This is a genomic window from Bradyrhizobium sp. MOS002 (assembly GCF_003020115.1).
Lineage (GTDB): Bacteria > Pseudomonadota > Alphaproteobacteria > Rhizobiales > Xanthobacteraceae > Bradyrhizobium.
This window is the reverse complement of sequence record NZ_PYFX01000005.1, coordinates 165,672-178,651: the sequence shown is the minus strand read 5'-3', so window position 1 is coordinate 178,651 and position 12,980 is coordinate 165,672. Positions and strand designations below refer to the sequence as shown.

At 64.0% G+C, this 12,980-nt stretch carries 13 protein-coding genes; 7 read left to right on the top strand and 6 right to left on the bottom strand.

The window, feature by feature from the left end; translation table 11 throughout:
• Positions 1-300: 300 nt before the first annotated feature.
• Positions 301-1,161 carry a sulfite exporter TauE/SafE family protein gene (locus C7G41_RS18010; protein WP_106943839.1) on the top strand — a complete coding sequence of 287 codons (861 nt, stop codon included), beginning with the start codon at positions 301-303 and terminating at the stop codon, positions 1,159-1,161.
• Between the two features lie 188 nt (positions 1,162-1,349).
• On the opposite strand, the gene C7G41_RS18005 is transcribed toward C7G41_RS18010, so the two are convergent.
• A complete protein-coding gene (locus C7G41_RS18005) occupies positions 1,350-2,879 on the bottom strand; it encodes a malonyl-CoA synthase (protein WP_106943838.1) in 1,530 nt (509 codons plus the stop codon).
• Positions 2,880-2,992: 113 nt separating this feature from the next.
• Between C7G41_RS18005 and C7G41_RS18000 the strand changes: the two genes are divergently transcribed.
• The 4 genes from C7G41_RS18000 (at position 2,993) to C7G41_RS17985 (ending at position 6,278) form a co-directional block, all read left to right on the top strand.
• A complete protein-coding gene (locus C7G41_RS18000) occupies positions 2,993-3,754 on the top strand; it encodes an SDR family oxidoreductase (RefSeq protein WP_106943837.1) in 762 nt (253 codons plus the stop codon).
• Between the two features lie 359 nt (positions 3,755-4,113).
• The gene (locus tag C7G41_RS17995; RefSeq protein WP_106943836.1) at positions 4,114-4,668 is read left to right on the top strand and encodes a fasciclin domain-containing protein; all 555 of its coding nucleotides are present in this window, start codon (positions 4,114-4,116) and stop codon (positions 4,666-4,668) included.
• A gap of 182 nt (positions 4,669-4,850) precedes the next feature.
• On the top strand, positions 4,851-5,480 hold the full coding sequence (locus tag C7G41_RS17990) for a cytochrome b/b6 domain-containing protein (protein WP_106943835.1): 630 nt from the start codon (positions 4,851-4,853) through the stop codon (positions 5,478-5,480).
• A 15-nt stretch (positions 5,481-5,495) separates the two neighbouring features.
• Positions 5,496-6,278 carry a molybdopterin-dependent oxidoreductase gene (locus C7G41_RS17985; protein ID WP_106943834.1) on the top strand — a complete coding sequence of 261 codons (783 nt, stop codon included), beginning with the start codon at positions 5,496-5,498 and terminating at the stop codon, positions 6,276-6,278.
• Between the two features lie 165 nt (positions 6,279-6,443).
• Here C7G41_RS17985 and C7G41_RS17980 read toward each other — a convergent pair whose 3' ends face one another.
• Positions 6,444-7,631, bottom strand: a complete 1,188-nt coding sequence (locus C7G41_RS17980; RefSeq protein WP_106943833.1) for a YbfB/YjiJ family MFS transporter — start codon at positions 7,629-7,631, stop codon at positions 6,444-6,446.
• Positions 7,632-7,852: 221 nt separating this feature from the next.
• Here C7G41_RS17980 and leuB point away from each other — a divergent pair, with 221 nt between their 5' ends.
• Positions 7,853-8,965, top strand: a complete 1,113-nt coding sequence (leuB, locus tag C7G41_RS17975) for a 3-isopropylmalate dehydrogenase (protein ID WP_106943832.1) — start codon at positions 7,853-7,855, stop codon at positions 8,963-8,965.
• 149 nt (positions 8,966-9,114) lie between these two features.
• Here the strand turns inward: leuB and C7G41_RS17970 are convergent, their stop codons facing one another.
• Both C7G41_RS17970 and C7G41_RS17965 read right to left on the bottom strand, forming a co-directional pair.
• The gene (locus C7G41_RS17970; protein ID WP_199198455.1) at positions 9,115-9,501 is read right to left on the bottom strand and encodes a hypothetical protein; all 387 of its coding nucleotides are present in this window, start codon (positions 9,499-9,501) and stop codon (positions 9,115-9,117) included.
• Positions 9,502-9,656: 155 nt separating this feature from the next.
• On the bottom strand, positions 9,657-10,448 hold the full coding sequence (locus C7G41_RS17965) for a hypothetical protein (RefSeq protein ID WP_106943831.1): 792 nt from the start codon (positions 10,446-10,448) through the stop codon (positions 9,657-9,659).
• 116 nt (positions 10,449-10,564) lie between these two features.
• Between C7G41_RS17965 and C7G41_RS17960 the strand changes: the two genes are divergently transcribed.
• Complete coding sequence (locus tag C7G41_RS17960; protein WP_106943830.1) at positions 10,565-11,599, top strand: aspartate-semialdehyde dehydrogenase; 1,035 nt, start codon at positions 10,565-10,567, stop codon at positions 11,597-11,599.
• 166 nt (positions 11,600-11,765) lie between these two features.
• Here the strand turns inward: C7G41_RS17960 and C7G41_RS17955 are convergent, their stop codons facing one another.
• Positions 11,766-12,488, bottom strand: a complete 723-nt coding sequence (locus C7G41_RS17955; protein ID WP_106943829.1) for a nucleotidyltransferase family protein — start codon at positions 12,486-12,488, stop codon at positions 11,766-11,768.
• Positions 12,489-12,611: 123 nt separating this feature from the next.
• On the bottom strand, positions 12,612-12,929 hold the full coding sequence (locus C7G41_RS17950) for a PilZ domain-containing protein (RefSeq protein WP_018455771.1): 318 nt from the start codon (positions 12,927-12,929) through the stop codon (positions 12,612-12,614).
• Positions 12,930-12,980 lie beyond the last annotated feature (51 nt).

Below are 12,980 nucleotides of genomic sequence, written 5' to 3'. Positions count from 1 at the left end.
CGAGAGAGCTGCGGCGCATTGAAATTACTATTGGAACGGCTCTAACTCGCCGCAGGCCGGCGAGGGGTCGAACCGGTCAGTTCATGACGTTCGAACCGGCAGGGATGATCGGCGAGCAATTTCAATTTCCGTCAAGCGCACCGATTTTTCGCGAGACGGGCGGATATGCGCAGTCCGCATCCCACCCCAGACCGGCGATGCGGCGGTCGACCCGACAAATCAGATCGCCTAGAGCATTCCGGGCAGCTGTCCGAGCGATGCATCGGAGAAGTTGCGACCCATCGCCGGGGCAGGTCAGGGGTGATTGCAGGACTTGATATCAAGGAGATCGTCGAGCTCGCGCTGTTGCTGATCGCAACCGGCGCGCTCTCCGGATTCTTGGCCGGCGTGTTCGGCATCGGCGGCGGCGCGATTCTGGTGCCGGTGTTCTACGAGTGCTTCCGCATCGCCGGTGTGCCGCTGGAGGTGCGCATGCCGCTCTGCATCGGCACCTCGCTCGCCGTCATCATTCCGACCTCGATCCGTTCGTTCCAGGCGCACTACAAGCGCGGTGCCGTCGATATTGCGATCCTTCGGGTCTGGTGGCTGCCGATCGTGATCGGCGTCGTCTCGGGGAGCGTCGTCGCGCGCTACGCGCCGGAGCGGCTGTTCAAGATCGTGTTCGTCGCCGTCGCCTGGTCGGCCGCGGTACGGCTGATCTTCGCGCGCGAAAGCTGGAAGCTCGGCGATGACTTGCCGAAGGGCCCGCTGATGCGCCTCTACGGCTTCTGCGTTGGTATCCTCTCGACATTGATGGGCGTCGGTGGCGGCTTGTTCTCGAACCTGCTGATGACCTTCTACGGCCGCCCGATCCATCAGGCCGTCGCGACCTCGTCGGCGCTCGCCGTGTTGATCTCGATCCCCGGCGCGCTTGGTTACATCTACGCCGGCTGGCCGGCGGCGGCGAGCTATCCAGCCGTCGCAGCGTTGCAGGTCCCGTTCGCGCTCGGCTACGTCTCCCTGATCGGCGCCGTGCTGGTGATGCCGATGAGCCTCGTCACCGCGCCGCTCGGCGTGAGAGCCGCGCACGCGATGTCGAAGCGGACGCTGGAGGTGGCGTTCGGATGTTATCTGTTTATCGTCGGCAGCAGGTTTGTGATGAGTCTGGTGGGCGGGCAGTGAGCGTCTTGGGGCGCATACGCGCTACGCGCTCAGTGTCATTCCCCGCGAAGGCGGGGAATCCAGTATTCCAGAGACGATAGTGATTGAATCGAGAAGCCGCGGCGTACTGGATGCCCCGCCTTCGCGGGGCATGACGGCGAGGGCACGACGGCGAAGGTATGGCGCGACTTTGCCTGAAGTCTGCGCCCCTATTTCTTTGCGTAAAGATCCTTGTACGTGTCCCGCAGCACGTTCTTCTGCACCTTGCCCATGGTGTTGCGCGGCAGCTCGTCGACGACGAAGACGCGTTTGGGCATCTTGAACTTTGCCAGCCGGCCGTCGAGCGCCTTCAGCACCGCGGCCTCGGTCACATCGGCGCCCTTGTTGCAGACCAGCACCGCCGTGACGCCCTCGCCGAAATCGGCGTGCGGCACGCCGATCACGGCGGATTCGATCACGCCGGGCATGGCGTCGATCTCGCTCTCGATCTCCTTCGGGTAGACGTTGAAGCCGCCGGAGATGACGAGATCCTTGCCGCGGCCGAGAATGTGGACGTAACCCTTGGCGTCGATCTTGCCGAGATCGCCGGTGATGAAGAAGCCGTCGTCGCGGAATTCCGCCTTGGTCTTTTCCGGCATGCGCCAATAGCCCTTGAACACGTTGGGGCCCTTGACCTCGATCATGCCGATTTCGTCGCGCGGCAGTTCCTTGGCCGTTTCAGGGTCTGTGACGCGCACGGAGACGCCGGGAAGGGGAAAACCGACTGCGCCGGGCACGCGCTCGCCGTCATAGGGGTTCGAGGTGTTCATGTTGGTCTCGGTCATGCCGTAGCGCTCGAGCACGGCATGCCCGGTGCGCGCCGACCATTCGCGATGGGTTTCGGCGAGCAGCGGGGCGGAGCCCGAGATGAACAGCCGCATGTGTTTCGTGGTTTCGCGCGACAGCGCAGCGTTCTGGAGCAGACGGGTATAGAAGGTCGGCACGCCCATCAGCACCGTGGCACGCGCCATCAGCTTGATGATCAGATCCGGGTCGAGCTTCGGCAGGAAGATCATCGACGCCCGCGAAAACAGCGTCACGTTGGTCGCCACGAACAGGCCGTGGGTATGGTAGATCGGCAGCGCGTGGATCAGCACGTCCTTGTCGGTGAAGCGCCAGAAGCCGACCAGCGAGAGCGAGTTCGACGCCAGATTGTCGTGGGTCAACATCGCGCCCTTGGAGCGGCCGGTGGTGCCGGACGTGTAGAGGATCGCGGCGAGATCGTCGTTTGCGCGCGACACGGTGGTGAATTCGCTGCTGGCCTTGTCGGCGGCGTCCGTCAGCGAGCCCTTGCCGTCCGGCCCGAGCGTCTCGATTTTCGCTTTCACCTTGGCGGCGATGGGGCCGAGGCCCTCCGCCTTGGCGGGATCGCACACCACCAGCGAGGGCTCGGCATCGCCGATGAAATAGTCGAGCTCGTTCAGCGTATAGGCGGTGTTGAGCGGCAGGTAGACCGCGCCGGCCCGCACGGTGGCCAGGTACAGCACGATATTGGCCACGGATTTCTCGACCTGAACCGCAACGCGGTCGCCGGGCTTCACGCCGCGCGCGACCAGCACATTGGCCATTTGCCCGGCCCGGGCGATCAGGTCGCCATAGCTGATGCGGACGCCGTCATGCGTCTCGATCGCGAGGCGCTTCGGATCGTCCAGGCCGTCGAACAGGCGGGAAAACAAATTGGCGTTGGCAGCTTGGTTCATGCAAGATTTCCTCGACCGCAAGGCTTGACCACAAGGCTCGTCAGACAAGGCCGGTCAAAACCGAGGGCTGGATTAGCAAAAACCGCCCCGATGAAGCAACGGAGACAGTTTGCATGACCAAAAACGGGAAACGTGTGGCCTGGGTGACGGGCGGCGGCAGCGGGATCGGGGAGGCCGGCGCCGAGGCGCTCGCGGCCGACGGCTGGACGGTGGTGATCTCGGGCCGGCGCAAGGACGCCCTGGATACCGTGGTGGCGAAGATCACCAAGGCGGGCGGGGCCGCCGAGGCCATCGCGCTGGACGTGTCGGTCGCCGCCGCGGCCCAGAAGGCGGCCGATCAAATCGTTGCGAAGCACGGCCGGATCGACCTGCTGGTGAACAATGCCGGCATCAATGTCCCCAAGCGCAGCTGGAAGGACATGGAGCTGGAGGGCTGGGACCAGCTGGTCCAGGTCAATCTCAACGGCGTGCTCTATTGCATGCACGCGGTGCTGCCGACGATGCGCAAGCAGCAGGACGGCTCCATCATCAACGTCTCGTCCTGGGCCGGCCGCCACGTCTCGAAAATGCCGGGCCCGGCCTACACCACGACAAAGCATGCGGTGCTGGCGCTGACCCATTCTTTCAACATGGACGAATGCGTCAACGGCTTGCGCGCCTCCTGCCTGATGCCGGGCGAGGTGGCGACCCCGATCCTGAAGCTGCGTCCGGTGGTGCCGAGCGAGGAGGAGCAGGCCAGGATGCTGCAATCCGAAGATCTCGGCCGCACCATCGCGTTCATCGCGAGCATGCCGGCGCGGGTGTGCATCAACGAACTGCTGATCAGCCCGACGCATAATCGAGGGTTTATTCAAACGCCGCACAACAGGGATTGAGAGGTCACTTGTCGTCCTGGCCTAGTGCGCAATTGCGCACGGGGGCCGGGACCCATAACCACAGGACGTGGTTTGGCGAAGACACGTGGTTACCTGTCTCGCGCTACAACTGCTTATCGGGAGTATGGGTCCCGGCCTTCGCCGGGACGACAATTGAGTTTGTAGCGCTCACCACACGGATGCGCCGCCCTATAGTTTCACGCATCACAAAGAAGTTTAATCCGAAACCGCTTCGCAAACCCTCCCGTAATTCGAGCCAACGACGTCGCTGCAGCTTCACGCTCACAGGTCGCAGCCACCGTTGTTGCCCAACTCGAATGCCGGCAACCGCCGGTCACCATCCAATCGGGAGACCCTCCATGTCGAAGCGTATTGCCTATCTTACCGCTGCAGCCTTCAGCGCGCTGGCCATCACCGCGACCGTCGTCGCGCCCGTCCGCGCAGAGGAAAAGACCGTCATGGTCGGCGGCGCCGCGATGTTCCCGTCCAAGAACATTGTCCAGAACGCCGTCAATTCGAAGGACCACACCACGCTGGTTGCGGCGGTGAAGGCGGCCGGCCTGGTGCCGACGCTGGAAGGCAAGGGCCCGTTCACGGTGTTCGCGCCGACCAACGCCGCCTTCGGCAAGCTGCCCGCCGGCACCGTCGACACCCTGGTCAAGCCCGAGAGCAAGGCGACCTTGACGAAGATTCTCACCTACCATGTGGTCGCCGGCAAGCTCGAGGCGTCCGACCTCACCGACGGCAAGAAACTCAAGACGGTCGAAGGCGAAGAGCTGACCGTCAAGAAGTCCGGCAGCTCGGTCATGATCGTTGATGCCAAGGGCGGGTCTTCCACCGTCACCATCCCCAACGTCAACCAGTCCAACGGCGTGATCCACGTCGTCGACACCGTGCTGATGCCGGCGACGTAAGGCCGCGCGGCCCGGCTTCATCCCCGAACCGGATGCGACGAAATGGCGAGCCGGGGGTCCCCGGCTCGCTTTATTGTGACCACGATAGCCCGCCGGTATCGATTCGATGCCGGACAGGGCGTAACGAAAGCGGACGCATCGGCGTATAATTGCCGTCAGACGATGTTCAGGACGGAACCAACATGTCGAGCCTTACTGTGACCGACGAGCAGGTCGGCTCCACCCCGGCCAAAGTGATCCAGCCGGCCTGGGTGCGGGTCATGCACTGGATCAACGCCCTCGCCATGATCCTGATGATCCTGTCGGGCTGGCAGATCTACAACGCCTCGCCGCTGTTCGGTTTCAGCTTTCCTCGCGACTACACGCTGGGCGGCTGGCTCGGCGGCGGCCTGCTTTGGCACTTTGCGGCGATGTGGCTCGTGATGATCAACGGCCTCGCCTATCTCGTCACTGGGCTTGCCACCGGCCGCTTCCGCAAGAAGCTGCTACCGATCACCCCGTCCGGCGTGCTTCACGATGTCAGGGCTGCCCTGACCTTCAAGCTCGGCCATGCCGATCTCACCGTCTACAATTACGTCCAGCGCGTGCTCTATGCCGGCATCATATTGATCGGCGTGATCATCGTGCTGTCGGGCCTTGGGATGTGGAAACCGGTGCAATTGCACTGGCTCGTAAGCCTGTTCGGCGACTATCCGACCGCGCGCTACATCCATTTCTTCTGCATGGCCGCGATCTGCGCGTTCCTCGTCATTCACGTTTTACTCGCGCTGCTGGTGCCGAAGAGCCTGCGCGCGATGATCATCGGCCGCTAGAGCGGAGAGAGAGTCATGGCGAAGCGCTCATTCCTGATCCCCGGCGTCGACAAGCGGCTGCTGATCAAGGACTCCATCAAGACGATGCCAGAGGTCAGCCGCCGCCGCTTCATCGCGGGCGGCGCCAGCTTAGGGGCGCTGACGCTGCTCACCGGCTGCGACGTGATCGACTCGTCCTCCGCCGAGGAGATGCTGAAGTCGGTTTCGAAATTCAACGATGCCGTGCAGGCCTTCATCTTCAATCCCGACGCACTGGCCCCGACTTTCCCGGAAAGCGCGATCACAAAACCGTTTCCGTTCAACGCCTATTACGATCTCGACGACGCGCCGGATGTCGACGGTGCCGACTGGAAGCTCGAAGTCCGCGGTCTCGTCGACAACAAGAAGTCGTGGACGCTTCCGGAATTGTACAAGCTCCCGCAGGTCACGCAGATCACGCGTCACATCTGCGTCGAGGGCTGGAGCGCGATCGGCAGCTGGACCGGCACGCCCATGCGCGACTTCCTCAAGCTGATCGGCGCCGACACCCGCGCCAAGTACGTCTGGTTCCAGTGCGCTGACAAGGATGGCTACAATTCACCGCTCGACATGCGCACCGCGCTGCATCCGCAGACCCAGATGACGTTCAAATATGCGAACGAGATCCTGCCGCGCGCCTACGGCTTTCCGATGAAGATCCGCGTGCCGACCAAGCTCGGCTTCAAGAACCCGAAATACGTGGTGTCGATGGAAGTCACCAACGACTACAAGGGCGGCTATTGGGAAGACCAGGGGTACAATTCGTTCAGCGGGAGCTAGTTGTGCGGAGTTAACCTGATTGTCGTCCCGGCGAAAGCCGGGACCCATAACCACAGGGAGACGTTTGGCGAGGACTCGTAGTGAAGCGTCTTCCTAGTGTACTCTTGCCTGCATCCATCGATAGATCACGCGGTGTGGTCCCGGCCTTCGCCGGGACGACACTTGTTATGAGGCCGGCCCCACCTTCCGCTGACACAGCGCCGCGACCGCCCCCAGCGCCAGCAGCGCCGCCGAGACGTTCAGCGCGTAACTCAAGCTCCCCAGCGCGTCCGTGATCGCGCCGACCACGATCGGGCCCAGCGTCTGGCCGACGCCGAACGAGATCGTCATCGCCGCGATCGCCGTCGGCCACACCTCCGGCGGATAGTTGAAGCGCACAAAGGCGGTGGTCGAGCCGACCACGGCGAAGAACGCGACGCCGAACACCACGGCCGAGACCGCGAGCCATGCCGGGGAATGCCCGAGCATCGGCAGGGCGGCGCCGAGCGCGTTGGTGCCGAGGATGATGGCGGTGGCCAGTCCGCCGCGATCGAGCGCGAGCACGCGGCGCCAGGCCCACGGAGTGACGAAGGCGCTTAAGCCAATCAGGCTCCAGAACGCGGCCTGCGCCGCGGCCCCGCCGCCGCCGTCGCGCACATAGGCGATCATGAAGGTCATGTAGGCGATGTAGCCCGCGCCGAAGAGGAAGTAGCCGGCGAGATAGATCAGCACCGGAAGAATCGCGAAGGCGCCGTGGCTGCCTTGCGAGAACCGCGCTCCACTCTCGATGCGGACCAGGAACAGCGGCACGGTCATCACGACGGACAGCAGGGTCATCGCCCACCACACCACCCACCACGAGCCCGGCCCGAAATATTGCAGCGTGAACGGGGCGATCAGGCCGGAGGAGAGAATGCCGATGCCGGGTCCGGCATAGAACAGGCTGAGAAGGAAATTGGCCCGCTCCGGGCGCGACTGCGCGATCGAAGCGGCCAGCGCGCCACCGGCGACGAAGCCGGCCGCTGCGCCAACGCCCAGCACGAGACGGGCCAGGCTCAGCGCAACGAAATTGCCGGTCAGCGCGCAGGTCGCGAGCGCGGCGACGCAGGCCAGGGTTCCGCCACGGATCGCGGCCGACCAGCCGACCCGTTCGATCAACCGGGATGCGACCAGGGCGCCGACGAGGTAGCCGACCGCGTTGATGGTGTTCATGAAACCAGCCGCCGAGTAGGACCAGCCAAGGTCTTCCCGCATGTCGGGCAGCACCAGCGAATAGGCGAAGCGGCCGATACCGAGCCCGACCGTCGCGGCTAGCGACAGGGTCAGGATCAGCCGCGCGGGGTGGGCGGGCGGGTAGCGGTCAGGTGCGTGCAAGGGGTACTCCGGCATGCGCAGTGTGGCAGGCCCTGCCCGCCTTGCACAGAACCGAAGCGGCAATGGTGTCTTGCCAAGCACGCAACGCCGCTCTAGCAATCCGGCCGAATTCACGAGATGCCGCCATGCCCGGCCTTGTGCCGGGCATCCACGTTCTTTCGCACCGAGGCAAGACGTGGATGGCCGGATCAAGCCCGGCGATGACGAAACGGAGGAAGACCATGGCGACCCACAAACTGCTGCTGCTTCCCGGCGACGGTATCGGCCCCGAGGTGATGGGCGAGGTGAAGCGGCTGATCGACTGGCTCAATTCGGCGGGGATCGTCAAGTTCGAGACCGACACCGGCCTCGTCGGCGGCTCCGCCTATGATGCGCACAAGGTGTCGATCTCGGAGGGGGACATGGCCAAGGCCAAGGACGCCGACGCGATCATCTTTGGCGCGGTCGGCGGTCCCAAGTGGGACGCGGTGCCCTACGAGGTGCGCCCCGAAGCCGGCCTGCTGCGCCTGCGCAAGGATCTCGGTCTGTTCGCCAACCTGCGTCCCGCCGTGTGCTACCCGGCGCTCGCGGATGCCTCGAGCCTCAAGCGCGAGGCCGTCGAGGGCCTCGACATCATGATCGTGCGCGAGCTCACCGGCGGCGTCTATTTCGGCGAGCCCAAGACCATCACCGATCTCGGCAACGGCCAGAAGCGCGCCATCGATACTCAGGCCTACGACACCTATGAGATCGAGCGCATCGGCCGCGTCGCCTTCGAGCTTGCCAGGAAGCGCAAGAACAAGGTGACGTCGATGGAGAAGCGCAACGTCATGAAGTCGGGCGTGCTCTGGAACGAGGTCATGACCCAGGTCCACAAGCGCGAATATCCCGATGTCACGCTCGAGCACCAGCTCGCCGATTCCGGCGGCATGATGCTGGTGAAGGCGCCGAAGCAGTTCGACGTCATCGTCACCGACAATCTGTTCGGCGACATGCTGTCCGACATCGCGGCGATGCTGACCGGATCGCTCGGCATGCTGCCCTCGGCCTCGCTCGGCGAGGTCGACGTCAAGAGCAAGAAGCGCAAGGCGCTGTACGAACCCGTGCACGGCTCGGCGCCTGATATCGCTGGCCAGGGCCTCGCCAATCCGATCGCGATGATCTCGTCTTTCGGCATGGCGCTGCGTTACTCCTTCGACATGGGCGATCTCGCCGACAAGGTCGACGCCGCGATCGCCGCGGTGCTGGCCAGCGGCCTGCGCACCGCCGACATCAAGTCGGAAGGCACCATTGCCGCCTCGACCACGCAGATGGGCGAAGCGATCTTGAAGGAATTGCAGAAGCTGCACGCGTAGAGCCGTAGCCCGGATGGAGCGAAGCGAAATCCGGGGTTCTTGCCGCGCGTCGAAAATCCCGGATTTCGCTTCGCTCCATCCGGGCTACATCACAAACAAAAATGGCCGGGCGCGAGCCCGGCCATTTTGATTCGGTCGATATGTCCGCTTCAGTACAGCGGGAAATTCTGCGGATAGCCGCCAACATCCTGCGGCGTGCTCAGCGGCTGGCGATCGATCGGGCGGTTGAGGTTTTCGCGCGCGAAGGTCGGATAGCCCACCGCCGGCGGGAAGGCGTAGTCCGAGAACTTGCGGTCGCCCGGATTGACCTCGGTGCCGCCGTCGAGCCAGGAGCGCTTGCTCACATAGATGCGGGTGCGGCCCTGCTGATAGGTCGCGTTGGGGCCGCTCGGGCCGTAATAGGGACGGCCGTTGTCATAGCGCTGCTTCTTGGTGTCGGCCGAGGCGGGTGTCGCGAAGGCTGAGGACATGGCAATCACGGCGCCGGCCGCAAGCCACATCGCCAGTTTGTTCGCGGCAGAGAAATTCGAGCTCATCACGTCCCCTTCAGGCGGCAAGCCGCCAATCAATTTCGCCGTCATACTAACCCGGCCGGGGCGGCTGCAACTAGGTCTATTGGGTCACACCAGCGCTGAATAATCGTGCGCGCCGGCAAAAGTTGCATGGATACAGCCACTTGAGCTTGATGCCGTCAAAGCGTGCCGCGCAATTGCGCGTTGGCGGCGCCGAGCAGCCAGTCCGACGAGCCCGGCGGCGCGCAGGGACGGCGCTTCAGCTCCGCATGGGCGAACAATTCGGCCAGCCTCGGCTCGTTGCCCGAGGTCAGCAGCGTCAGCCGGTTCAGCGTGCAGGCGATCGCCGCGCGCCGGGCGGGCAGGCTGTCGCCCTGGCAGGAGAAGCCGGAGATCTGGAGCGCCGGCTCCTCGCTGCGCTTGAGGTAGCCGAGGCAAGCCCGCGCGCCCTCCGCCATGCCGGTCGGCTGGAATAGGGCGACGGGGCCGAATTTCGTGTCGATCAGGCCGGCTTGCTCCAGCGGGGTCGTGGTGCCCAGTCCCATCCGGACCGCGAGGTCCATCGTTGCCGGGCGCGCGACGTCAAATTCGCCGCCCTCCCGGTAAATTTCGAACTCGGCCACGGCCTTGTCCCCCTCGCTGGCCCAGCGCATCACGTCCCTGCGGCCGCCTTCGGGGTGCCTGAAGATGGCGTAAGAGGCTGTTTTTTCTGCCGAATCCAGGCGGCTGAGGGCGAAGGCCGGAGGCGAGCGGTCGGCCACGGCCCAACCGGGCTTCAGCACTGGCTCATCGTCGTCGCGCAAGGTTGGCAGCTGGCCGAGTGCCGCAAGCCCGAGGATGGCAAACAGCACCAAAGCCCCCACATAGGCGAACAGGCGCGCCAGCGTGCCGACGACCTCGTCGGCGAAGGCAGCAAGCGCCAGATGGATCTGGGTGGGGTTTGCGGCCGTGCTGGCCTCGGGCGACTGCATCCACGGCCTTCGGGCATGGTCCAACGTTGTCTTGAGGCCGGTTCTCGCATAGAAGCGCTGCTCTTCCTGTTTAAGCCTCAGCTTCAGGAAAGAGCTTTTTCGTCGGAGAGTGAACGATGGGTTACAAAGTCGCAGTCGTCGGCGCGACCGGCAATGTCGGACGGGAAATGCTCAACATTTTGGATGAGCGCAAATTCCCCGCGGACGAGGTGGTGGCCCTGGCGTCACGCCGCAGCATGGGCGTCGAAGTCTCCTACGGCGACCGCACGCTGAAGGTCAAAGCGCTCGAGCATTACGACTTCTCCGACGTCGACATCTGCCTGATGTCGGCGGGGGGCGAGGTGTCGAAGGAATGGTCGCCGAAGATCGGCGCCGCCGGCACGGTCGTGATCGACAATTCCTCGGCCTGGCGCATGGACCCGGACGTGCCGTTGATCGTGCCGGAAGTGAATGCGGACGCGACCGCGGGCTTCAAGAAGAAGAACATCATCGCCAACCCGAACTGCTCGACCGCGCAGCTCGTGGTCGCGCTGAAGCCTTTGCACGACAAGGCCACGATCAAGCGCGTCGTGGTCTCGACCTATCAATCGGTATCGGGCGCGGGCAAGGATGCGATGGACGAACTGTTCTCGCAGACCAAGGCCGTCTACACCAACCAGGAGCTGGTCAATAAGAAGTTTCCCACGCGTATCGCCTTCAACGTCATCCCCCAGATCGACGTCTTCATGGAGGACGGCTACACCAAGGAAGAGTGGAAGATGATGGCGGAGACCAAGAAGATTCTTGATCCCAAGATCAAGCTCTCCGCGACCTGCGTCCGCGTGCCAGTCTTCGTCGGCCATTCCGAGGCCGTCAACATCGAGTTCGAGAATCCGATCAGCGCGGACGAAGCGCGCGACATCCTGCGCAAGGCGCCGGGCTGTCTCGTCATCGACAAGCATGAGCCCGGCGGCTACGCCACGCCGTATGAAGCCGCCGGCGAGGACGCCACCTATATCAGCCGCATCCGCGAGGACGCGACGGTGGAGAATGGTCTCGTGCTGTGGTGCGTGTCGGACAATCTACGCAAGGGCGCCGCGCTCAACGCGATCCAGATCGCGGAAGTCCTGATCAACCGCAAGCTGATCAGCGCGAAGAAGAAGGCGGCGTAAGCGCGGGATCTCGTAGGGTGGGCAAAGGCGCAAAGCGCCGTGCCCACCATCTATCCGCAGTTGCTATAGAAGTCGTGGGCACACTTCCCCCTTCGCTCCTCGAGCTACGGCGGACAAGTCGCTTTGCCGACCCTACGGCACCGCGTCCGGGACAACAGCGCAGCTCTTAAGCCACGCTCTCCAGAAACGCCTCTTCCGCCGCGTGGACGGCATCAGGCGTGCCGACATGCATCCAGACGCCATCGAGGCGGAGGCCGTACAGCCGCTCCTGCTCGTTGGCGCGATCAAACATCTTTGTCAGCGAAAACTCGCCGCTCGGGGCATCGGCGAAGATCGACGGCGACAGAATCGCCGCGCCGGCATAGACGAACGGAACGACTTCTTTTTCCTTGCGCTTGCGCAGGGCGCCGTCCGCTAGCATGCCGTAATCGCCGCGACCGCTGTAGCCGATGCTGGTCGCCGTCGGCGCCATCAGCAGCAAAATGTCCATCCGCGCGGGATCGAAGTTTTCGGCGAGCCGCGTCAGGTTCGAGCGCACGCCGTCGATCCACAGCGTGTCGGAATTGACGTGAAAGAACGGTGCGTCCCCGAGCAGCGGCAGTGCCTTGACCACGCCGCCGCCGGTGCCGAGCACCTGATCGCGCTCGTCCGAGATGATCACGCGCGGATGCTGGCGGGATGCGGTGTGATCGATGATCTGGTCCGGCAGATAGTGCACGTTGACCACCGCTTCGCTCACGCCGGCCTGGCCGAGCTTGTCGAGCACGTGGTCGAGCAGCGGCTGGCCGGCCACCGGAACCATCGGTTTCGGCATCTTGTCCGTCAACGGACGCATACGCAGGCCGAACCCCGCGGCGAGCACCATGGCTTTGGTCGGTTTGACGGACATCCTTCGCTTTCTCAGACCTACTGATTTCGCGTCCGCAGCAATCCTAACACGAGGTTCGACTGACCGCACCGCGTCTTAACCGCCTTAACCACCTGCCGTGACGCTTGTACGACGGTGTTGCCGTTACGCCCCGATGGATGTGGAACGCGCCTTTTTCTTCTTGTCGCCGAGCTTGAGAAAGTTGACGCCGATCTGGTCGCCATTGACCCAGGCGAGCTCGCAGCGTCGGTACGCAAGTCCGGTGGACGACAGCAGCAGAAAAAACTCCTTCAGATGCAGACCTTCGACCGAGCCGTCGATGGTCAGCTTGGCGCCGCTGTCGGAGACGTCCTCCATGGTGCAGTCGCGCCGCCAGGTGCCGTCGATACCCATCATCTGGGCCGCGATCCCGCGCTCGAAAACAACCCGGCTGTTGCCGCGCTGGTCCGTCTTCACCGCCATCTGCCCTGCTCCAGCCCCGTAATCATCCGGCTGCTCCGCCGCCAGATTACC